We start from the raw sequence: 22,612 nt of genomic DNA on the forward strand, positions 1-22,612 counted from the left end.
GATAATTCATACTTTGCACACAGTTTGTCCACAAACTATCAACATATTGGGTGTAATTGTGGATATACTTCCGTAATTATCGGTCACCAGTTTTTAAATGGCGGCGTGGGTGTGTGATTTTACCCATTTTATTCTTGTCATCCTCTTTGGGGATAAGTCGTTCATCGGTACGTCCTTCGTGATGATTATCAAAGGCATATTCGGTCATTTTCCACTCGGAAGTACCCAGAACAACATCAGCGGGAAAATGCTGGCCTCTGTGCAAATGCTGCTCATGTCCATCCTCATCAATATAAACACCGTCCACTTCTACCTTTTCACCCGTTAGCGGGAGTAAATCCTTTCCTTTACGTTCCATTGGTATCCCCTCCGTCTGGCTTATTCTTCGTTAATTTGTCCGTACGGAAGGTCTTTTATCCACAAGCTGATGCAAAATATCCTCGGCAATCTGGTCTGCGGGATGAGGCTTGCGGAGCAACTCAATCGCCTGCGTCATCTCTTCGGCAAGAGAGGGGGTGGAAATCAGGTCGAGACAATGCTGAATCAGCTCCTCCGTCGTGCGGGCAATACGGGCAGCTCCTTTTTGCTGCAGATACAGAGCATTATTTAGCTCCTGACCGGGTACGGGCTTGAACACAAGAATAGGCAAACCGGATGCAATGCTTTCCGAGAGTGTAATGCCGCCGGGCTTCGTAATCACCAGATTGCTCGCACGCATAAGTGCTGGAACAAAGTCCACGAATCCATAGGTGTAAATGTCCGGGTGGTCTGCATATAGCGCATCCAATTCTGCTTTCAGTTGCTGGTTTCGTCCGCAGACGATGAGTAGCCGCAACTGAGGAAACTGGCTTAATTGCTGACAGATATCCAGTATGCCGGATAGCACACCATAGGCGCCTGCCATAATGAGTAGCGTAGTAGTCTCAGACTGTGGTGATGGAATTACCTGTTCCTGAACAGGAACTTCGTTAGCAGACATGTTATAAAAAGAAGCGTGAATCGGAATACCCGTAGCGATAATACGTTCGATAGGTATTCCCCGCTGGGCGGCTTCCTGCTGGATATCCTCAGTGGCTACATAGTAGCGGTCAATATCAGGATGCAGCCAGCGCCCATGCAGATCGAAATCTGTAACCACGTTGACAATAGGCAAATTCATTCCCATTTTGCGGCGTAACGCTGGGAGCGCGAGCTGAGGGAACGTATGTATCACGAGATCCGGCAACTCCTTTTTCAGTGTGAGCGTAAGTTGACGCATTCCGAATGAATGCAATACATGGCCGAAGGCGGATTTTGCCTGCATACCGCGGGTGATGTTATAGACCCAGCCGTAAAGCTGAGGAATGGTTTTGAAGCTTTGCATATATACAAATTTGGTCAGACCGTTCAACCAGGGATGAGATTCAGCCATCAGATCGAGAAGTTGTACCTCGCAGCGTCCGAGTCTTCGCAAACTGTCCATAATCGCCCGAGCGGCCTGCACATGGCCTTCCCCGTAACTGGCGTATAATATTAGAATTTTTGGTGCTGAGACTTCCATGATTGTTTAGCCTCCTATATTCAATAAGCACATTAAAGCTCATTTCAGGAACGTTTCAAGTTGAGGGAGGATACGGCTGGCAAAACGTAGCGCTCCAGCAGTGTTCGCGGATTTTTCCAACGGCTCACCTTGCTATCTGCTGTAAATACTGCGACTGCGTTCGCTTCTGGCACAAGATAAATTTGCTGTCCTCCATGTCCGTGCGCACACGCGTAGTTGATGCCATGGAGTCGTCCTGTCCACCATTGGAATCCGTAATCTCCGAATTCTGGATACCCTTCAACCTGTCGCTGTGTCGCCTGATGCAGCCAATCGGCCGGAATCAATTCTGTTCCGTTCCAGCTGCCTTGATGAAGGCAGCAATCGCCGAATTTAGCCATGTCACGCGATGTCAGATATAGCCCGATGTGTCCCATGGTGTAGCCCTCTGGATCTTGTGCCCAACCACTTCTCCCGAAACCTAAGGGTTCGAACAGATACTGGAGAGCGTACGTATAGGCGTCAATCCCACAACAATGGGTCAGCAGCACGGACAACAGGTGCGAATCAACACTACGATATTGGAATACACCGAGTTGATCCTCCTGTACAGGTAAGCGCAGGGCAAAGGACGGCCAGCTTTTGCTGCGATGAAAACGGTGGATAAAAGCTTCTCCGAGCTTTTTACCCGTCTGCCAATACAAGCCGGATGTCATGGTCAACAGATGGCGAATCGTAATCTGCTCTAGCAGTGTTTCCTTCCGCCTAGGTAAATACTCAGGCAACAGCTTATGCACAGCCGTCTCTGGCCCGGGCATATCACCGCGAGCCATAGCTATGCCGATGAGCGTGGAAGTGAAGCTTTTGGTCGCGGATCGCAAATCGTTCAGAGAGCTTACTTCATGCCCGTTATAATAGCGTTCCCAGATCAGTTTGCCGTGGCGTAGTAGCAGGAAGCTGTGCATTTTAGGAAACTTGGCTTGGATTTCACGGTCTGCCTGATCAAGTAGGGAGACATTGACGCCCTCCTCTTCACAAGTTCCTATGTTCAGGGCAGACATACGGGCAACAGGTGCAGTGAACAGCGGAGCAAAGCGGCTCATCCTTTTCCCTCCTTGTTATGTTTATTTATTTTACCCCAAACACATACACTCCAAAAACCGATAAATAAGGTATACCCCCTGTGCAACAGCTGATTGAGACCCCAAATGACATGATGCGTAAAAGATAGGTAAAATCAATGTAAATTTACTGGAAAGCTGAAAGCTGTATCTGAATATGTTATAATGGGGTAGTGATTCAGCCAAAAGAAATTCGGTTAATAATAGTGTCAGGTACATGCCTTGTATAAGGTGTTCCCGACCTAAGCTGCAATTAGACATACTACTTCACTGCATAAGGACATCAATACTTTTCGGCATTCTCTTCAACGGAGCACTTATTTTCAACGTTTTGGGAGGGAGTTACATGGCAACGAAAGGTCACAATGAAGTTAAGGAAAGTCTGCGGGAAATGACTCGAATTTTCCGGCCTAAGGATCCCAAAAAATTTGTAAAGGAATATGTGCGAAAATACCGGATTACAGGAGGGTATGAGGAAGAGTTGACCATGGTGGTGGAAAACGAACTCGGTCGCATAAATTCTTCAGTATCTTAAAGGGTTCGATTACCCGAAAAACTAGAAATACGACTTTTATAAACCGTCTATCCACAGAGGAGACGGTTTTTTTGTGTCCGCCTTGCATACAATGGGATAGGTTTAGTGAATTTGTATGCTCAAAGGAGGCGGATTCCAATAGAGATAGCAATACGAACACCGGAGGAAATCGGCTACATGAGGGAGGCCGGACGTATTTTGGCAGATTGCCATCGTACGCTGGAAAGTCGTATTCTTCCGGGAATCACAACGCTTGAAATCGATGCTTGGGTGGAGCAGTTTTTAAGCAAGCGCGGAGCTACGCCTGAACAAAAGGGCTATAAAGGTTTCCCTTATGCCACCTGCGCTTCGGTCAACGAGGTGGTATGTCACGGTTTTCCCTCGGAGCGGGTGCTTCATGATGGGGATATTGTGACCATCGACATTGTGGTTAACAAGGACGGTTGGCTGGCTGACCGAGGATGGACCTATGCGGTAGGTAACATTAGCCGCCCGGTAGCACGACTGTTGCGGCAGACCCATAAGGCACTGATGCGCGGGATCGAGGTTGCCCGCCCGGGGAGGACGTTGGGGGATATCGGGCATGCTGTGGAAAAAGTGGCAGGCTGGCGGCGGTTCGGCAACGTCAAGCCTCTGATCGGGCATGGCATTGGCCGCCAAATGCATGAGCCGCCAGAGGTTCTGCACTATGGTCGTCCCAAAACGGGATTACCGCTGCGCGAAGGGATGGTGATTACCATTGAGCCGGTATTTACCCTCGGAACCGAGGGGGCCGTGCTCTGGGGGGACGATGGCTGGACCATCAGCACAGCAGACGGCAGTTGGGGAGCTCAATACGAGCACACGATTGCGATTACAAAGAACGGTCCTTATATTTTGACCTCGTAAAAGAGAGATGTGCCATAGGGAGTCAATGTGCGGGGCGTTAGCATAAGGCTCTCTAGGTAAGTTTTTTCAGGATGACACATTCATCGTGCTTGTAGAGATTTTTCGATAAAGCAACAGATAAATCCCCAGCTCGACAGGCGAGGAAACAGCCATCACAATTCCTGCCACTTTGCCGTCCAGTCCTGGAAAAAAGCAGATACACAGAATAAGCGCGAGAATCGCAAAGCTCACAGAAAACAGCCTACCAATAAAGATAGGTTTAGTATTACCGATTAATATCGACCGTCCTATAAAATATTCCACCCAAGGATAAAATGCAACATAGACAGCCAGTATGCGAAGCAGTCCTCTGGTTTCTAGCAATAGTTCTCCTTCCAATCCCAATACATTCCGTAACACAGGATCACCAGCAAATCCGAAGGAGAGTAACAGGAGTAGCATTGGCGACAGGATAGACAAAAAGCTTAAAAATATCAGCACTTCCCTGCGCTTGGTCGTATAAAATTGAATCACAATTTGATGCAAAGAGCTGCAAAACCAGACAAATAGATTCAGGATTTGCAGTGCTACAGAAAAGGATGCCACGGCCAACAGTGGATCAGTTGTATTGTTCAGCGCTGCTTGGATGGAAGGATTCAGGATAACCAGCACCAGCGCCGAATATAGCAAAGGAAGGTAAAAAGGTAGGAGATGCTTCGCGTGATGGATGGTTTGCTCCCCGTTGTCAGGAGGCAGCTTTCTTTTGAGAATCCGGCCTTCTAAAAAAGTAACGACCAGCTCTATGAGAATACCTGCAATAAAAATGGCGGCACCGACTCGTCCGTCATTCGTCCAGCCAGCACGGATCAAAAACCAGGAAGCAATTAGCATCACGATAATACGTATGGACGAGCTGAATGTCATCCATGCCGTTCGGTGCTTGTTAATAATAAGTCCCTGATATATGTTACGGACAGCTACTAATATGTATAGTAAAGTAAGAACCTGAAATACGTTCTTGGTGGGTTCGATCAATACTGGGGACACACCAAATACATATTGAAAGACCAGATTGCCTACGGGCGTCAACCCGATGCTCCAGCCGATGATCAATACAGCCACAGCCACGAACGTACATAAAATACCGATAGAATGAACGGACTTGCGATCATAACCGAATTTCGTGGTCATCTGCCGTACAGCGGTTAACGGAGTTTCCAACAGCAGGCACAGGCTGACGGCGACCGCATAGCTGCTTAATGTAAACGAAGGATGCTCCGAACGAGCAAGCACAGCATTGACGATAACATGCGTTAGTGCAGCAATTAATGACGAAATGCCAAGCGGCACATAAAATGAAACAATTTTATTCAAGTCGACTCCCCCAGTAATGAACGAGTAGTGTAGTGAACGGGTTATCCTATCCAACTTCACTAAACAATGAATATCCTTATTATAGATCAAGATTTGGATCGTCGATATAATAGAGTGCATAATATTGGAAACTAGGAGTGGAACTTACATGAACATCAGGGAAGCAACGATATCAGATGCCGAGGGCATCGCCAAGGTGCACGTAGATTGCTGGAAGACGACCTACAAAGATATAATGCCTGCCCAGGTTCTGGAACAGCTTTCCTATGAGCAAAGAACAGAACTGTGGAATGCGAATCTATCCAGTGAAGACGGTCATCGGGTATATGTTGCTGAAAATGAGAAGGGGGAAATCATCGGATTTGTGAGTGGGGGGCCGGAAAAGTCAGGTGAATATCCCCCGTATGGGGGAGAAATAACGGCTATTTACGTTTTGAGTGAATACCATAGTTTAGGCTTGGGGAAGAGACTATTTTTACGTCTGCTTCAACATTTTAATAGTATGGATATTCACTCTGTAATCGTATGGGTGCTAGCAGATAATCCAGCATGTACTTTTTATGAAAGGCTGGGGGCCAAACTTATAGTAGAACAACACATTATAAATATGGGTAGCAAAAATCTGAACATGGTGGCTTACGGTTGGATACTATTCGGATAGAATACGCTTTTGTCCTTCCAAAGCACGAATCGGTGCGATATTTTGCGTAAATTCCAACGTTCCCAGATAGCGGCCCTCTGCATCACGGATGGCAAAATAACGGATGTAGACAAATTTGTCCTTGATTGGAATCCAAAAATCTTCAACATCCTTGCGACCTGCCTTAAAATCTTCCAGCAGCTTCTCAACGACATGCACGCTTTGGGGTGGGTGGCAATTCTGTACGGTACGACCAATGACGGCTTTCGTGCGCGCGAAGATTCGTTCTTTACCATGGGAAAAATAGCGAACAACATCATTTTCATCTATAAAAGTCAGGTCAACGGGTAGATGATTCAACAGTAGTTCCAATTGTTGTACAGATATAATCCCTGTCTCGAATCGCACGAACCCTTGCGGTGTTCCGGATGTGCCTTCTGTTTGCTCAAGGGCTTCCGCAGGTTCCTCTGCCCGTTCGGGTATCCATTCACGTTCAGGAGCAGTCAGGCAGAACCCGATTTCCTCGCTTTCCCGGGCTATTTTCAGCCACTCATCCTCTGTCAGCTTACTGAGTGCCATCGGCAGCAAAATATTCTCTTCCTTGAATATCATTTCATTCACTTCGCTCATGATATGGGCAAGTGCCTTCCCGATCTGTTCACGATCTCCGTTATATTCGGTGAGCAGACTCTTCGCTTCCTTGATTGCGGCACGAATGCTGTCGTCCACACCCCACATGACTTTGGTTGGACCAAAAATCCCATAGCGTTCTAGATAAGGAAAGACCAGATTTTCTTTGCGGCTATAGTGCTTATCGAGATCGAGCAGCAGACTTAAATCTTCCAGTAGCTTGTAGATAATTTTGGGACTGTCGTCCTTTTGAAATTGGTCCGCGTGCAATGCCAGCTTAAAATTGACCAGCCGTTCGATCTCCCGATTTTCCAGCTTGAAGGTATGAACAGGATGTCCCGGTTGTTCCTCTGGTCCTGAAGGACGATGAATATCCTCAATGGAACCCTTGAATATCGATGTATGCACGGAACAAAGACGCTGCACTTCCGATACGGGAATCCCCTCCTCGGTCATCAATGCATGCTCCATAGCTGAAATTTCCGCTACGCTTACTCCGCCAACAGCCTCTGCGAAACGCGCTTTGACTTCCTCCACGCTTTTCCCGGCATGTAATTCTTTTATAATTTCCTTTAGCGTTTGTTGGCGTTCCGTTAATTCCTGTGCTGTATGTTCACGGTTGTTAATTAGCTCGCTCATGATTGTTAGCTCCTTTATTTTTGAATGGTAAAACCATGTTGCAAAAACGTGCTTTCCACGGTTTCCATAGCTACTTTTTTCATTGCAATACCTTTGGACAGTGTCATAAAACGACCTGCGGTCTGTAACATGCCAGGCTTGGCGATATCGTGAAAACCCAGCTCTACCATAATGTCCTTCACTTCGGGATAACGATTAACAAGGTTAAATATGGGCTCATCCCAGTGCAGTATCTTATCCATCTGTTCATCCCCTTGATTGAGAACGTTTATCATTTACAGAGTAGCATAGGTCCTGACGAGCTATTGTGATTGTACGCACAATTTACATTCAGGTGTTGACAGTTGTAATTCATGGTTTATATACTGTGTATAAAGATATATACAGTAATAACACTGATTACTGTAATAATAACTTCGTATGAAGAGAGAACGAGGTCGTCATTACAGGCAGTGCAGAAGGGATCGGGATAAGAAAATGACAATCATCAAGCAGGCATGGAAGATTACCCGGCAGGATTTTCGCAACAATCCATATGTCATGCTGTGGACATTGCTGTTTATTGCGTATTTGGGATTTACCATGAGTTTTGCTGTAAGTGTGCAATGGGGTGAACCTGGAAACTTGAGTCCAGTAGCCGATTTTATCATGCTGGTGTTGATTCCGTTTCTCGGATTCATTTATAACCGTCGTGCATTTAAATATCTTCAGGAAGATTCCTATACGCATATGCTAGCCTTTTTCCGCACCTTGCCTATACCGATGAATGCGGTGATTATGAGTCGAATTCAACAGGCGCTTTTGGCGTTTGTTATGAATAGTGTAATATTTTTCACTCTCTTTTTTACGTTGTCAGCTACGTTTCGGGTATATGCGAGTACAGGTTTCTTTGTATCGTTTGCACTTACCTGGATAGGCTACGGAATGCTGATTCAAGCCATTTATATTCATTTGGAATTTCTTAAAAAAGGAAAATCCTACTTTTGGCTATCCATTGTCATTATGCTCATTTGTGGGATAGTTACGATTATAGTTCGAGTATGTGGGGCCAATCTGGTATTGATAACGGCATTTTATAGTAAGGAATGGCAGCTGTTGTCTCCGGTGATGTGGGGAGCGTTGCTGGCAGGAGTTCTGGGTATGTGGGTGTCCTATAAGGTGACACAGCGTAGGCTTATGAAACGGGACTTAACTTAGCGGTATGTGTACAAAGATAGATAAAAAGGGGGGAGAAGCAGGTGAATATACCAGTGCAAATTGATGAGAATAGCGCGGAACCGCTGTATGCACAAATTGAAAAGCAACTTCGTTCACTCATCGTAACCGGACAGATTGCAGCGGGAACGCTGCTTCCCTCCATTCGGGAGTTTGCAGGGACGCTCCGCTGCAGCGTCATCACCGTCCGGCGGGTCTATCAGGATTTGGAGAACGAGGGCTTGCTTCGTACCCGGCAGGGGACGGGCACCTTCGTAGCTCTGGTCGAGGACGATAAGCGCTCAGGTTACCGCCTTAAAGCAGTGACCGAGGCGTTGGAAACGGCGATTGACACAGGCATTGCTGTGCAGATGACAGAACAGGAATTGTTGGAGCTTTTCGCAGAAATGGTGAAGAGAAGGTATGAAGTCCAAGTGAAGGAGTGAAGCCCGTGAAGAACGATGTAAACCATCATATGGAAGTTCCTATGGAGATACAGATAAAAACACCGATTATTGAGATGAGCCAAGTCTATAAAACCCGAGGTAACCGGGAAATTGGACCGATTAATCTAACCATTGAACCGGGATATGTAGTTGCTTTGGCTGGACATAACGGATCGGGCAAAAGTACATTGATTCACCTGCTGACTCAGCTTATCCATCCGGATTCCGGTGAAATTCGTTGGTTCGGTCAAGCGTATCCAGACGGCATGCCGGCAGATACACGACAATGGGTTGGGTATATGTCAGAACAGCCGACCCGTGAGGAAGATCGACTCACAGCAGAAGCAGCAGCGGCTTTTCGAGCCTTGTGGTATCCCGGCTGGGATGAAACACGTTTTCAGCGTCTGATGGAACGATTTCAGGTTCCTCAGCATACGAAATTATCGCGCATGTCCAAGGGAGAGCGCCGTAAGTTTGAGCTGGCTGTAGCCTTGGCACCTCACCCTCGTTTGTTGCTGCTGGATGAGCCTTCGTCGGGTTTAGACCCTTTTGCCTGGAAAATCATGCTGGAAGAACTGCGGGATTGTATGGAGAACGGCAAAACGACGGTCATTATTGCTACTCATATTATAGATGAGATTAAGCGTTTGGCGGATTATATTGTTCTGATGCATGATGGCAGGCTGCTCGGCAAGCTGGAAAAAGACCATTTGCTCGAAAATAGCAAGGAAATGTGGTTTGAAGGCACGCCAGAGGAGGCATCGGAGCTTCCGGGAGTGGTAGAGACGGAGAGCGAAGGCGGATTGCAGCGAATTGTAACGTTGGCAGCCGGAGAGACCAGCGCCATATTGGAACAAGCGGGCATTCGCCCTATCCGTGTGCGGCGTTTGGAGCTGGATGATATTTTAATACATTGGTCTGCTGGACAACTATCAGAAGATGCGGAGATACACACGCAGAAAAAAGGAGCGGAGTAATCATGAGCATGCTGCAATTGAAAGAGGTCGTGAAGCAATATGGGAACCACACGGCGGTGAACGGAATTTCGCTGAATGTGAACGGCGGGGAGATTTACGGACTACTGGGAGGCAATGGAGCAGGCAAAACGACAACGATGCGCATGGTGCTCGGCCTGATTTACCCTGATGGAGGAAACATTCAATATGAGGGCAAGCCCTACAGCAAGGAGCTTCAACGGACGATGGGTTATTTGCCTGAGGAGCGAGGGTTGTACCCCAAGGTGAAGGTGAGCGAGCAAATTAACTATTTGGGCAGGCTGCGCGGCATGTCGGCCAAGGAGGCGGACAAAAGTCTACGCTACTGGCTGGAGCGCTTTGGAGTGCCGGAATATTACGACAAGCGGATAGAGGAGCTATCCAAGGGGAATCAGCAGAAAATGGGTTTTATTGCTGCTGTAGTGCATCGCCCGACGCTGCTTATTTTGGATGAGGCCTTCAGTGGGCTTGATCCGGTGAACGTTGAATTGCTTAAGGATACGGTGAAAGAGCTGCGGGATGATGGGGCTGCGATTTTATTCTCGACCCACCGCATGGAGCATGTGGAGGAACTGTGCCGCCATATTACGATTTTGCATCGCTCCAATACAGTTGTGCAGGGAAGTGTGCAGGAGATTAAGGGTCGTTACCCACGTGAAAAAGTTCGTCTCATTACTACAGGTGAAGTGAACGGACTGGAGCAGCTGTCCGGCGTGCGCCGTGCAGAGCCTATGGATCGCGGCTGGATGCTGCATATTGAGCAGCCGGATGCGGCGAAGTTGATTTTACAGACGGCGTTGGAGCAAACGGATGTAGAGCATTTTGAGATCAAGGAACCTACGCTGAACGAGATTTTCATAAGAGAGGTGGGTGATTCCCATGAATAGACTGGGTACGGTGATCGGTTTTACGTTTCGTCAGAAGGCGAGAACCAAATCTTTTATCATTACAACGCTGGTACTGGCCTTGCTCATTACGATTGGTATGAATCTGCCGTATTTGATTTCTTTGTTTAAAGGAGATGGGGCAGGAGGTTCGGGTACAACGGCAGGCGAGCATCATCGCTTGGGACTGATTGCCGGGAGCCGGATAGAAGTGGCGAATCAGCTGGAGCAATTCACCAAGGAGCAATCCAACCCGGCAGCCATCTGGGTGCGTTATGACAACGTACAAACGCCGGCCATGCAGCAAGCCTTGAAAAACGGGGAGCTGCAAGGTTACGTGCAGTTCACGGAGCCTGCCACCAAGGGAGACACGTTTCCTAAAGTGGAGTACGTCTCTGTAGAGAAAGAGCCATCTCCTGCTGTAATTACATTGTTGCAGACGGGACTTCAGGAAGCTAAGGTCAAAGCCATTATGGGCGGCAATGCATTGACCAGCGATCAAATTCGTGAAATTAGCACACCTGTAATGGTGGATAGCAGGGAAGTAGACGGTCCGTCTGAGGCAGGGGGAGCCGTGGGGACAGAGAAAAAAGAGACCTCTATGATTAACTATGGTTTGGTCTATGTACTGATGATTTTATTCTTCACCTCCTCCATGATGACGGGGAATATGATTGCTGCAGAGGTGACATCGGAAAAAAGCTCACGTATCATGGAGATTCTCATCACAAGCGTCTCACCGTTGACCCAGATGTTCGGAAAAATTATCGGTATTTTCCTGGTCGGTCTACTGCAAATTGCTGTCTTTGCAGCCGTTGTATGTGCCAACCTTATGCTGCCGCATAATAATGTCATCCTTAGCTCAGCCGGGCTGGATCTGTCGCAACTGAATATCGCGGTATTGGGCTATGGTCTGGTATTCTACATCCTCGGCTACTTTCTGTACGCAGTATTGTTCGCTGCGGTGGGTTCTATCGTTAGCCGTACCGAGGAGTTGGGACAGGCGATCATGCCGATTACCGTGCTGTCACTAGCAGCCTTTTATATCGGTATCTTCAATATCGCCGCACCTGATACGATTTTCGTAAAGGTTGCTGGGTACATCCCATTTTTCTCGCCGACTGTCATGCTGCTGCGGATTGGTCTGGAGCGGGCGAGCCTGCTGGAAATCTGGCTGTCCCTTGGTATTCTGGTCGCCTCCATTTTGTTGTTCGGTTGGCTGGCTGCCAAGATCTACCGTACGGGTGTCTTAATGTATGGTAAACGTCCTTCATTCAAAGAGTTAAGAAAAGCTATGAAGGCTTACAAGATTTAAGAAGCTGTTGTCGATGTGTGAGTAACTATTAGAAGAGGAGTTACTGAATAAAAATTATCTGCAATTATAATTAAGATTAATTATAGTATGCACCGAGTCTAAACGGGAGAAATAGTTTGTTTAATAATTACTAGTTTGTAAGATGTCATACTTGTTGGAAACATGTGATGATATTTTCCTTGAATTTATTGGATCGCTAAAGCAGCCTCCTTTTGTTTCCGAATATTTCATAGCTCTCTATGCTGTAATCAAAACCATGCGCAGTCATTTGCGCGTGGTTTTTTACGTAAAAACATTTACAATATACATTTGATTGTTTTCCCCTGAATGATTAATATAATGGACAATGTCATAAACCTGCCGTATTAAAAATAGAGATGAGGATTGCTATGAATAAAGCAAAGATTCTTATTATTGAAGATGATGCCCCGATTGCCGACTTGCTTTCGTACGGGCTTTCTATGGAGGGGTTCCAGACACGCACAGCGGCCAGCGGAGCAGCGGGAATGCATGAGTTGCAGTCGTTTCAGCCCGATTTGCTGCTGCTGGATTGGATGCTGCCTGACCAGAGCGGTCTAGATATTTGCAAAAAGGTGACTATGGACTATAACATACCGATTTGCATGATTACGGCCAAATCGGATATTACCGATAAGATTCTCGGCCTTGAATTCGGTGCCGATGATTATATTACCAAGCCTTTTGATCTGCGCGAAGTTGTTGCACGCATTCGAACCATTTTGCGCAGAGTGGAGCAGGCGAGCAGCCCGGACAGGGAAGAAGCTGCGAAAGCCGTCATTAGGTTTGAAAATATTGAAGTGATCGAAGAAGAACGGCTTGTCCAAAAAGAGGGCCGTCCCGTTGAATTGACCCCCAAGGAATTTGACCTGCTTATGATGCTGGTTAAACATCCGGGCAGAAACTTTACACGTTCCGAACTGCTTGATCTAGTATGGGGTTATCATTTTGCCGGAGATACCCGTACGGTTGATACGCATATCCAAAGACTCCGCAAAAAGCTGGATGCCACTGGATGCATTACTACCGTCTTCGGAATCGGGTACAAATTTAAAAAAATGGGTGGATAAGCATGATACGTAAAATCAGCATCAAATTTCTGATCGGTTTTTTTCTGATTTTTTCGTTTTCTTTTGTCGTGCTTAATCAGACAGTCAAGGAATTTATCCGGACAAGCAATCAGAATTTGGTTACCTCCGAATTGGTCGGACTGAAAAACAATAGCAATGTGTATGTGCGCCAGGCTTTCCTGATTAACCATTTCAGCAGCAATGAGCTGTATTTTGGAGAGATTGCCAGGGAGATAGCAACTGATCTGAACCATACCACGGACAGCAGTGTTGGCGTATATACGGTGAAAGGCAAATTGCTTTATGCCCCGGACAGCTCCTTATTTCAGCAGCAAATGCAAAGCGATCTACAGCAGGCGATTGATGGCAATACAGCGTACAGCATTACTTATGATCGTAATAAGACGACTGTCCTTTTCTCCTATCCGGTTGTTATAGACGGTTCAAAGGTGGGCATACTGCGTTTTTACAAAGATTTCAGCTCACTCTACGAACAAACCGGACAGATTCGGCAGATTACTCTCTATATTGCCTTGGCGATTTTTGCGGCAGCCTTTCTGTTTTCCTATATTCTTTCCAGGCATATTACCATCCCGCTGACCAGACTGACGCAAGCATCCACCGAGGTGAAAAACGGGAATCTGGATATCCGCCTTCATTTTAAACGCAGAGATGAAATTGGCCGACTGGCTGAAAATTTTAACGATATGATTGATCAAATTAGTAGACAGATTCATATTATTGAGAAGGACCGGGACCATTTAAAGCAACTTCACCAGCAGGAAAAGCGCTTTTTTGACAATATCACTCATGAACTGAAAACGCCGTTAACCTCCATTCTGGGATATGCAGAACTGATCAGGCTGAACGGTGAGAAAGATCGTGTTTTTTTTGATAAAGGAATGAATCATATTATCGAGGAGAGTAGGCGCCTGCATGCGATGGTGCTAAAACTGCTGGAAGTTTCACGCAAAAATATCATGATCAATGAGCTTGATCGGGTGGATATCGGGCTGATCCTGCGGGATGTGTGTGAATCGATGACGATCCGGGCACAGCGCTATAAAAAGACCATTGAATATGAGATTAGTGAGGAATTGATCATGTTGGCCGATGGGGACAGAATCAGACAGCTGTTCATCAATTTGATAGATAATGCGATAAAATACAGTTTGCCGTTTTCGGCAGTATCGGTAAAAGCGATGCGGTCAGAAGAAAAGATCCGCTTGATCTTCAGCAATCCAAGCGATCCGATTGAGGCAGAACATCTGTCACGCTTGTTACAACCATTTTACCCGGCTTATTCCGACAGCGCGGAAGAAGGCAGTGTAGGCTTGGGGCTCAGTATTGTGAAATCCATCGTTGAAGAATCTGCAGGTTCCATCATGATTACAAACGAGCATAATGAAACAATCGTAACGGTGGAATTTAAAGCTCTGGAAACCGCGGGGAACGGAGAATGAATAATGGGCAATAAATATAAATATTTTGTAATGCTGCTGGTCGTATCTCTTGTGGTATTACTGTTGTCAGGATGCGGTTCAGAACCAAAAACAGAGACCGTCGTCATCACCGACAGCAATGAAGTTTCCAGTGCCGATCAAAGCTCTCGGCCGTTTCAGGTCCAAAGAATATATCGGCTTCCGGATCGTTTTGCGAATACGGGTCAGCTGCTGGGCTGGTCGTCTGCAGATGCTGTCATCGCTTCGTTCGGAGCCATGACCATACTGAAGCGAGGCACGCTGGAACGTTTAACTTATCCGTATGAGCAGAGCAAGGCCATACCCGGAATCGGCAATGTAACTTCCAATACTATACTTTCTCCCGATGGTAAATATATTTGCGAATTTTCTCGTTCTTCCTCGGAGACAACCTTAAAGCTTATTTCCTTGCATGATGGCAAAGAAAAGGAAATAGACAGGATCAGCACCAGAAACGACTCTTATGTACAATATGTTTCCTGGTCTGCCAACAGTTCGTATATCGGCTACCTGGTAGAAAACCCGGTTGATAATGGAGCTGATAGCCTGTACATCTACGATATGGGGGCTCAAACTTCCAGCAAATATCAGTTAAAAGGTATCCTAAAGGGAGACACGCTTTTGAGTGTTAACCTTGCAAATGATGGTCGCAGCGTACTGCTGCAGTTATTTCGTGCAAAACAAGGTCAGAAAAAGGTGTTAACCATGGGGAAGGTTTCCGGGAAGAATATTGAGTTTCAATACGAGCGTCAGTTTGGTGGAGATTCAGTAGCCTGGATGAATAACGACCAGTTTGTGTTTCTCGGAACGGATAGTTCATTGTACGAATATGATCAGCGAAACGGAGAGCTCTCCGTCATTCTGGAAAAAGTGCTTGATTTTGAATTCTCGCCTGACAGGAAAAATATCGCATACACCGTGTATGATCAAAATGTCACTTACGTAGGCAAGGTGCAAGGAAGAAATATAATGTACAACGAACCGGTGTATCGCGGAATTTTGCCGACGCATATGTACTGGAATCCGAACAATAAAAGTGTACTGCTTCAAGGACAAAAGCAATTGGATTCCTCGCAGACTGCGCCAACAGATTCTCCTAGCAAGGAGTCATTGATCATTGAATTGAAATAGTGATTAGGATCGCCATATTTGTATATGTCAAAAACCTTATTTCGGTTGTTCAGCCGGAATAAGGTTTTTCTTTTTGCAACCGTTGTGACAATTTGTTTACATGTTGATCAAACTTTAGCGACATCTTTTTTCTATAGTAAATGAAGCAAGATCATTAGCCTATAAGGACAAGGAATGGACCATAGTGAATGGAAACCGGAATTTGCACCTGAATCAACCCATAAAACGTTATATGACCGGTCTGGATGGGCTAAGGGCCATCTCCGTGCTTGCTGTTATTGCTTATCATCTTCATTTCAGATGGGCAGAGGGTGGGCTGCTGGGAGTGGAGATTTTTTTCGTCCTGTCAGGATATCTAATTACGGATCAGATCCTTTTTGAATGGAGGACGCGCAGCGGTTTTTCTATTGTGCAATTCTGGATAAGACGAATGCGCAGACTACTGCCAGCAATGATCTTTATGATGACTGTAGTGGCATTGTGGTTTTTAATTACCGATTTCTCCAGACTGCAGGAATTAAGAGGAAATTTTGTATCCTCGCTTTTTTACGTAAACAACTGGTATCTCATTTTTCATCATGTTTCCTATTTTGAGAGCTTTGGCCCGCCTTCTCCAATCGGGCACCTCTGGTCGCTTTCCATTGAGGAACAGTTTTACGTAATCTGGCCGCTTGTTCTACTGATCGGTCTGTGCCTTGCACCGCGACGAGGCAGACTGATGTTATACATTCTGGGTTGCGCCGCCATATCCGCCATAGCAATGGCCGTTATATACGAACCCGGAACAGATCCAAGTAGGGTGTATTACGGGACGGACACGCGGGCGTTTGCCATTTTAATCGGAGCGGCTCTGGCGGTAATCTGGCCCAGCTGGAGACTGAGCGACAATGTATCTTCTTCGTCCCGGACCATGCTGGATATGACTGGCGTGCTGGGCATTGTAATGCTGTTTATCCTGATCGGTCAGACCAACCAACCAGTTTGATGATTCGCTGTATCGCGGCGGTTTTCTTTATTTATCACTCATTACTGCAGTTGTTATTGCTGTACTTGTTCATCCGGCCAATCGACTGGAACGATTGCTCGGCTGCCGGCCTCTAAGCTGGATCGGTAAGCGATCTTACAGTCTGTATATATGGCATTATCCGGTCATTATTTTATCAAGTCCCGCGGTAAGTACCGAAGATGCCAGCTATATGCGCATTGCTCTGCAGGTAATGGTCAGTTTCATAATGGCGGGTCTTTCCTACAGATACATCGAAGAGCCCATCCGCCGCGGGACCTTTGGGACCAGCCTAAAATCACTCCGCAGATCAGGCGCTGGCAGCCAACTAGGTCTTGTCGTAATTGTTATCGCCATCATTCTGGTCCTGACATCATGGAAGACGGATTCACCAGATCCTGTACCCGATGCGCCAGCAACTGTAAGCCGGGAATCCGTCCAGACAGAAAAGCTGCAATCCGGCTGTTCCGCTGAAAATCATTCCGCTGAAAATACAGGCCATTCCGCAGAAGGAGAGGGGGTCACGGCGATTGGAGATTCTGTCATTCTGGATGCCGCCCCGTTTCTGGAAAAACAGCTTCCCGGTATCATCATAGATGGCAAGGTGGGACGGCAAATGTCACAGGCCGAGGATGTGCTTGATGGCCTGCGGGCACAGGGCAAACTTGGCCATAAAATTATTATTGAACTCGGCACCAACGGCGTTTTTAACCAGAGTCAACTGAAGTCCTTGCTGGCTTCACTGCAGGATTCCCGGCACATTTATCTGATAACGACCAGAGTACCGAGAGGGTGGCAGAATACCGTAAATGACAATCTACGTGAAATTGCTGGTGAATTTCAAAATGTCCGGCTTATCGACTGGTATTCGGCCAGCGAAAACCGCAACGATCTGTTTTATGACGATGGTGTTCATCTGAAACCAGAAGGCGCTCAGTATTATGCCTCGTTTTTGATTGATGCTATCAAACAAGATAAAACCTACTAGCATGTTAAAGGGAAGGATGAACTAGGTATGAACAAAAAAAATGGATGGATGGTAAAAACATTAGGGGGTTTTATGGTTATCCTTATCGCTTTAGGAGCCATCGGCCTCCATATGCACGCAAAGCAAAATTCGGATGATAACGAATCACGCAGCAAGGATTCTTCTCTATACAATCTTGATGCGATGCAGCCCGCTGCACAAAAGCGTGCGGCTTCCAGCACCAGCGGAGAACAAGCTCAACCATCCGCTTCCTTAAACGGCGAGGGCGTCACGATGATTGGAGATTCGGTTACGGTCGGAATTGAGCCTTATTTAAAAGAGCAGCTTCCGAATATGACGGTTGACGGCAAGGTTGGCCGGCAGATGTCTCAAGCTATAAAAGTCATTAATGAATTGTCCGCCCAAGGCAAACTGGGAGACCAGGTCATTATCGAACTCGGCACCAACGGTCCGTTTAGCAAAGACCAACTGCGCGACGTACTGCAATCCCTTTCTGGAGCCAGACAGGTAATCTTGGTTACCACCCGGGTGCCGAAAGGCTGGCAAGACACGGCCAATGACACGATTGCACAGGTCGCTGGTGAATACAGTAACGTCAGCGTGGTGGACTGGTATTCGGCTAGTGTAGGCAAAGATGAATACTTTTATAGAGATGGCGTCCATTTAAAACCAGATGGTAGCCGATACTACACTTCACTTCTCGTAGCAGCCTTGCAAAAATCTTAAATACAGAAAGGGGCAGGGGCGTTCATCATCCAGAAAGGAAGAATGACATGACACAGAGGAAAAAGAGGATATTGACTGTAACATTGTTACTTGTGGTCGCTGCTGTAATCTTTGTCTTTTACTATTTCTTGTCCATTTACAAAGGATTAGAAGGACTTAACAAAACACCGGCAAACTCCTCGTTCATTAAAGTAAGCACCGATAATGCCGAAGCTCTGGAAGCTCCGGAGTGGGAGGGAACCGAGCCTGTCAACATTCTGCTGATGGGTGTGGATGCCCGTGGAAGTGACAAGGGCGAGGTACCCAGATCCGACAGCATGTTGGTCGTTTCATTGAATCCTGCCAATAAGCATATTCATGTATTTTCGATTCTTCGAGACACTTATACGGATATTCCCGGGTACGGCAAAAATCGAATTAATACCGCTGTTACGCATGGGCCAGATACGGCGATGAAAGCAGTCAGCGAATTGCTGGGGGTGCCTGTTCATTTTTATGTATATACGGATTTCCAGGGGTTTATTAAACTCGTGGATGCTGTAGGCGGACTCGATTTTTATGTCGAAAAGGATATGTACTATGAGAGCAAAGCCGATCAGCATGAGTATGATATTAATTTAAAGCAGGGACAGCAGCATTTCGACGGCAAAACGGCGCTTCAATATGTCCGTTTTCGTCATGATGCCATGTCCGATTATTCCAGAACAAAAAGACAGCGGCAATTGATTACGGCACTAGCCGAGAAAGTAAAAACAACGACTTCAATTATGAAGCTCCCTTCCATTCTTGAGGAAATCAGTCCGTATATCGATACCAATTTGTCAGTCTCCGATATGTGGAATTTGGCTTCGGTAGGGTATCAAAGTACATTGAAGGAAAATGAACAAATACCGCCAATGAAGCTGTTAAAAGAAACCTATGTTGGTAAAGCGGCTGTTCTGGACGTAACAAGCCGAACTGATTTGAAGCAATTTGTGCAAAGTATCATAAACTCTCACGCTTCTAATAAGATTATAGACAATCCTTCCGGTCAGAAGCAGAAAACAGATTTTGAATAGGATTGGACAATATATAAAATCATCATTTGCCGGACAATAGTCTGTAAATGCCTATGTGAATAAAGAAGAGCATAACATGGTCTTCCGGTTATAAATAGGGGGAAAAAGAATGGGTACGAAACCGATAGTAAGGTTCTGCTTGGCGTTAACCATATCCGCCGCAATGCTTTTGGAGATCACTGCTCCCCACATTGCTATGGCTGATGCTGCACAGCGTGCAAAAAGCACATTATTGAACGATAAACAGAGTCAACCAACAAAAACAATTTCAACGCAAGGTGAAAATACCCGGACACTGAAATTGGATAACAATGTAGCATCCATGACGAAGAAAAGAACAATTAAAGCTAGATTTAAACTTCCGAAGGGGACCAATATAAAGAAAATACGCTGGACATATGGTGGAAAGCCATTATCGGAATGGAAATCGTACAAGAATGGCGATTATAATGGCGCTCCCTTTATCACCGTTACTCAGGTCAAAGCAGAAAACGGAGAAGTCACTGCCAATATCAATTTCGGTCTTACTTACGGTACGGAGAATCTTGCCGAACCGAGTCTGCAGCGTCCGCTATACGCTTCCCTGATGGGGACCTATGAACTGGCTGCAGTAGTCAACGGAAAAACTGTTGCCCGTGCTCCCATGAAACTGGTCCCGTACGACAGCTTCCGTACGTATGACGAACTGAAGCCGGAGATTGATGCGATTACGGCACAGACAGCTCAAAAAAACAACAGATACATTAAAACGATGTCGATCGGCAAATCCGTGGAAGGCCGCGATATTTATATGACTGTGCTTGCCAAAGATAAAGCAACGATTGACAAATATCAGAATGTAACTCATCCTGACATGCTGAATCATCCTGCAAAGCTGGAGAACGATATTAAATCCGGTGCATTCGGAGATTATCAAGTGCCCATCTGGATCAACAATATTCATCCAAATGAAGCGCCGGGCTTTGATGCGATTATCAATTATTTTAAGACAATGGCCCTCGATAAAAATGTTACGTACAAGACCACCCCGTCCAATGGAAAATCGAGTACGGTAACTCTGAATTTGGATGATGCGCTTGATCATGTATTTTTCCTGTTCCTGTATACGGAGAATCCGGATGGAAGGGTTCATACCGAACGTTCTAATGCTGAATATTTTGACTTGAATCGGGATAATTCATATCAAACTCAGCCTGAAACACGCAGTATAACAGAGCAAATCGCCAGATGGTCGCCGATTTCTTTCCTAGATCTGCATGGGTTTGATAAGAATTTTCTGATTGAGCCTACCACACCGCCTCACAATCCGAATATTGAATACGATTTGCTTATGGATAACATGGTAGAACAGGCAAAAGTGATGGGTGAAGCAGGTATTGCAAACACGAAGTATGATTACTACCATATTCCTTATGAAGAACATCGTAAAACGGCCGAAAATCCTAAATATGTTTCCAAAGGAACTGCTTCGGGATGGGACGATGCGTCTCCAGCCTATACAGCTGTCTTCGCCATGCACCATGGTGCAATGGGACATACGCTGGAAACACCTGAATCGAATGAGGAGTCGACCAAAGCATTGTACTATAGTGTCGCTGCAGCAACCGATTATGTTATGGAAAAGAAAGAAAAGTTATTTTTGAACCAGCTGAAAATATATGAACGTGGAATTAATAATATGGATGATCATGCCGTAGATCGGTATCTAGTCAATGCAAAAAATCAAGTCATTGGCCGCCCGCGTCACGGTAATAAGAATTTTTTCCCTGAATATTACGTTTTGCCGACTGATAAAAGTCTTCAAAAAAATCCGCTGGAAGCCTACCGGATGATTGAATATTTTATCCGCAATGGAGTAAAGGTTGAACGCTCGACAAAAGCTGTAAGTGCTGCTGGCAAGACCTACCCTGCAGGTTCATTTATCATAAATATGCATCAGGCCACACACGGCATTGCAAACATGGTTTTATATGATGGTATTGACGTCTCAGATTATGCTTCCGTAGCTGGCGAGATTGTACAGGACTTTCCAGTCCTACGAGGATTTGAATGTGATGCGATTAGAGAAGCCGGAGTGTTTGCGGGCAAAACTTCTCCGGTGACTTCCGTATCGATTCCGGCAACACAAATGCCGAATCATTCTGCCTATGTTTTAATCCGAAACACCAATAACGATGTCATCAAAACGGTTAATGAATTGCTTAAATCCGGCAAAGCGGTTACGATGCTATCCAAAAGCGGAACAGGATATGAAGCGGGTGACTTTGCAGTGGCCTATGATGATCTGCACCCGCTGGCCTCGAAATACGATCTTGATGTAACGGCATTCGGCAATAACAGACCTGTTGGCAAAGTTCTTAAACCTTCTACGGTAGCCGCTGTCGGCGAACCAGCTTATGTGCTCAAAAATCTCGGTTTTAAAGTGACCGATGATCAGCAGCATGCCGATGTGCTGGTGAATACATTCGATTCCGACAAACTTGTCGAGAAAGGGAAGCCTTACATTGCTTATGGAAATATGGGGATGGTTAATGTGAAAAACTGGATTCCCCAATTTGCGTTTGCTGGACCGACATGGGAAAGATACGAAGGGGTCTTCCTGGCGAATATCAAACAGGATCATGTGATTACAGCTCCTTACGATAGTGAAGAATACTTCTACACCGTTACAGGTTCTTACATTACGAAACTACCTAAAGCAGCAAAAGTTCTTGCAACCATAAGTAATAAAGAAAACTTCTTCAAAGCGGGCTGGTGGCCAGGTCACGATGCCGCAAGAGGAAAGATCATGGCCTTCACCTATAAGGAAAACAAAAAGAATCTTACTGTTTTCTCCAATGATCTAACCAATGGCGCTCATTCACAGCAGCAATTCCGACTACTGGCCAATTCAATTTTTAATGCCGTCGCCGGAAAATACTGAGTGACTTTTAATGATATTGCAAACAACCTTATTCCAGTGATCAACTGCGAATAAG

At 46.0% G+C, this 22,612-nt stretch carries 22 protein-coding genes; 16 read left to right on the forward strand and 6 right to left on the reverse strand.

Annotation, left to right across the window (positions count from 1 at the left end; translation table 11 throughout):
- Positions 1-76: 76 nt before the first annotated feature.
- Genes G9G54_RS16535 through G9G54_RS16545 form a run of 3 tightly spaced genes read right to left on the reverse strand, consistent with a single transcriptional unit; the run spans position 77 to position 2,622 of the window.
- Complete coding sequence (locus G9G54_RS16535; protein WP_134904816.1) at positions 77-358, reverse strand: transposase; 282 nt, start codon at positions 356-358, stop codon at positions 77-79.
- Positions 359-388: 30 nt separating this feature from the next.
- On the reverse strand, positions 389-1,540 hold the full coding sequence (locus G9G54_RS16540; protein ID WP_165178891.1) for an MGDG synthase family glycosyltransferase: 1,152 nt from the start codon (positions 1,538-1,540) through the stop codon (positions 389-391).
- A 44-nt stretch (positions 1,541-1,584) separates the two neighbouring features.
- A complete protein-coding gene (locus G9G54_RS16545; RefSeq protein WP_165178892.1) occupies positions 1,585-2,622 on the reverse strand; it encodes a serine hydrolase domain-containing protein in 1,038 nt (345 codons plus the stop codon).
- A 364-nt stretch (positions 2,623-2,986) separates the two neighbouring features.
- Between G9G54_RS16545 and G9G54_RS16550 the strand changes: the two genes are divergently transcribed.
- Both G9G54_RS16550 and map read left to right on the forward strand, forming a co-directional pair.
- Complete coding sequence (locus G9G54_RS16550; RefSeq protein ID WP_007428354.1) at positions 2,987-3,175, forward strand: hypothetical protein; 189 nt, start codon at positions 2,987-2,989, stop codon at positions 3,173-3,175.
- A 105-nt stretch (positions 3,176-3,280) separates the two neighbouring features.
- A complete protein-coding gene (gene map / locus G9G54_RS16555) occupies positions 3,281-4,063 on the forward strand; it encodes a type I methionyl aminopeptidase (RefSeq protein WP_238808152.1) in 783 nt (260 codons plus the stop codon).
- Positions 4,064-4,129: 66 nt separating this feature from the next.
- On the opposite strand, the gene G9G54_RS16560 is transcribed toward map, so the two are convergent.
- Positions 4,130-5,416: a hypothetical protein gene (locus G9G54_RS16560; protein WP_165178893.1), complete on the reverse strand. Its 1,287-nt coding sequence runs from the start codon at positions 5,414-5,416 to the stop codon at positions 4,130-4,132.
- A gap of 148 nt (positions 5,417-5,564) precedes the next feature.
- Between G9G54_RS16560 and G9G54_RS16565 the strand changes: the two genes are divergently transcribed.
- The gene (locus G9G54_RS16565; RefSeq protein ID WP_165178894.1) at positions 5,565-6,077 is read left to right on the forward strand and encodes a GNAT family N-acetyltransferase; all 513 of its coding nucleotides are present in this window, start codon (positions 5,565-5,567) and stop codon (positions 6,075-6,077) included.
- Here the strand turns inward: G9G54_RS16565 and G9G54_RS16570 are convergent.
- Positions 6,066-7,325 carry a DUF438 domain-containing protein gene (locus tag G9G54_RS16570; protein ID WP_165178895.1) on the reverse strand — a complete coding sequence of 420 codons (1,260 nt, stop codon included), beginning with the start codon at positions 7,323-7,325 and terminating at the stop codon, positions 6,066-6,068. The genes G9G54_RS16565 and G9G54_RS16570 overlap by 12 nt on opposite strands.
- Positions 7,326-7,339: 14 nt before the next feature.
- The gene (locus G9G54_RS16575; protein WP_069291011.1) at positions 7,340-7,567 is read right to left on the reverse strand and encodes a DUF1858 domain-containing protein; all 228 of its coding nucleotides are present in this window, start codon (positions 7,565-7,567) and stop codon (positions 7,340-7,342) included.
- A 235-nt stretch (positions 7,568-7,802) separates the two neighbouring features.
- Here G9G54_RS16575 and G9G54_RS16580 point away from each other — a divergent pair, with 235 nt between their 5' ends.
- From G9G54_RS16580 to G9G54_RS16635, 13 genes are all read left to right on the forward strand, one after another.
- Positions 7,803-8,522, forward strand: coding sequence for a hypothetical protein (locus G9G54_RS16580; protein ID WP_165178896.1), 720 nt, complete (start codon positions 7,803-7,805; stop codon positions 8,520-8,522).
- Between the two features lie 41 nt (positions 8,523-8,563).
- A complete protein-coding gene (locus tag G9G54_RS16585; RefSeq protein WP_039270421.1) occupies positions 8,564-8,965 on the forward strand; it encodes a GntR family transcriptional regulator in 402 nt (133 codons plus the stop codon).
- 41 nt (positions 8,966-9,006) lie between these two features.
- Positions 9,007-9,942: an ATP-binding cassette domain-containing protein gene (locus G9G54_RS16590; RefSeq protein ID WP_185156311.1), complete on the forward strand. Its 936-nt coding sequence runs from the start codon at positions 9,007-9,009 to the stop codon at positions 9,940-9,942.
- Between the two features lie 2 nt (positions 9,943-9,944).
- Positions 9,945-10,847 (forward strand): ABC transporter ATP-binding protein, encoded by a 903-nt coding sequence (locus tag G9G54_RS16595; RefSeq protein WP_165178897.1) that lies wholly within the window; start codon positions 9,945-9,947, stop codon positions 10,845-10,847.
- Positions 10,840-12,159, forward strand: a complete 1,320-nt coding sequence (locus G9G54_RS16600; RefSeq protein WP_165178898.1) for an ABC transporter permease — start codon at positions 10,840-10,842, stop codon at positions 12,157-12,159. Before G9G54_RS16595 ends, G9G54_RS16600 begins: the two co-directional genes overlap by 8 nt.
- 389 nt (positions 12,160-12,548) lie before the next feature.
- Entirely contained in the window at positions 12,549-13,247 is a 699-nt protein-coding gene (locus G9G54_RS16605) for a response regulator transcription factor (protein ID WP_028541108.1), read from the forward strand.
- A 2-nt stretch (positions 13,248-13,249) separates the two neighbouring features.
- Positions 13,250-14,710, forward strand: coding sequence for a sensor histidine kinase (locus tag G9G54_RS16610; protein ID WP_165178899.1), 1,461 nt, complete (start codon positions 13,250-13,252; stop codon positions 14,708-14,710).
- Between the two features lie 3 nt (positions 14,711-14,713).
- Positions 14,714-15,859 carry a hypothetical protein gene (locus tag G9G54_RS16615; protein WP_165178900.1) on the forward strand — a complete coding sequence of 382 codons (1,146 nt, stop codon included), beginning with the start codon at positions 14,714-14,716 and terminating at the stop codon, positions 15,857-15,859.
- Between the two features lie 184 nt (positions 15,860-16,043).
- A complete protein-coding gene (locus tag G9G54_RS26245) occupies positions 16,044-16,844 on the forward strand; it encodes an acyltransferase family protein (RefSeq protein WP_446723021.1) in 801 nt (266 codons plus the stop codon).
- Positions 16,845-17,055: 211 nt separating this feature from the next.
- Complete coding sequence (locus G9G54_RS26250; RefSeq protein ID WP_446723022.1) at positions 17,056-17,850, forward strand: SGNH/GDSL hydrolase family protein; 795 nt, start codon at positions 17,056-17,058, stop codon at positions 17,848-17,850.
- A 27-nt stretch (positions 17,851-17,877) separates the two neighbouring features.
- Positions 17,878-18,576 (forward strand): SGNH/GDSL hydrolase family protein, encoded by a 699-nt coding sequence (locus G9G54_RS16625; protein WP_028541104.1) that lies wholly within the window; start codon positions 17,878-17,880, stop codon positions 18,574-18,576.
- 47 nt (positions 18,577-18,623) lie between these two features.
- Positions 18,624-19,634 carry an LCP family protein gene (locus tag G9G54_RS16630; protein ID WP_165178901.1) on the forward strand — a complete coding sequence of 337 codons (1,011 nt, stop codon included), beginning with the start codon at positions 18,624-18,626 and terminating at the stop codon, positions 19,632-19,634.
- A gap of 109 nt (positions 19,635-19,743) precedes the next feature.
- Positions 19,744-22,557 carry a M14 family metallopeptidase gene (locus G9G54_RS16635; protein WP_165178902.1) on the forward strand — a complete coding sequence of 938 codons (2,814 nt, stop codon included), beginning with the start codon at positions 19,744-19,746 and terminating at the stop codon, positions 22,555-22,557.
- The last annotated feature ends 55 nt before the right edge of the window (positions 22,558-22,612 follow it).

Source organism: Paenibacillus sp. EKM212P (genome assembly GCF_011066115.1).
Taxonomy (GTDB): domain Bacteria; phylum Bacillota; class Bacilli; order Paenibacillales; family Paenibacillaceae; genus Paenibacillus; species Paenibacillus polymyxa_B.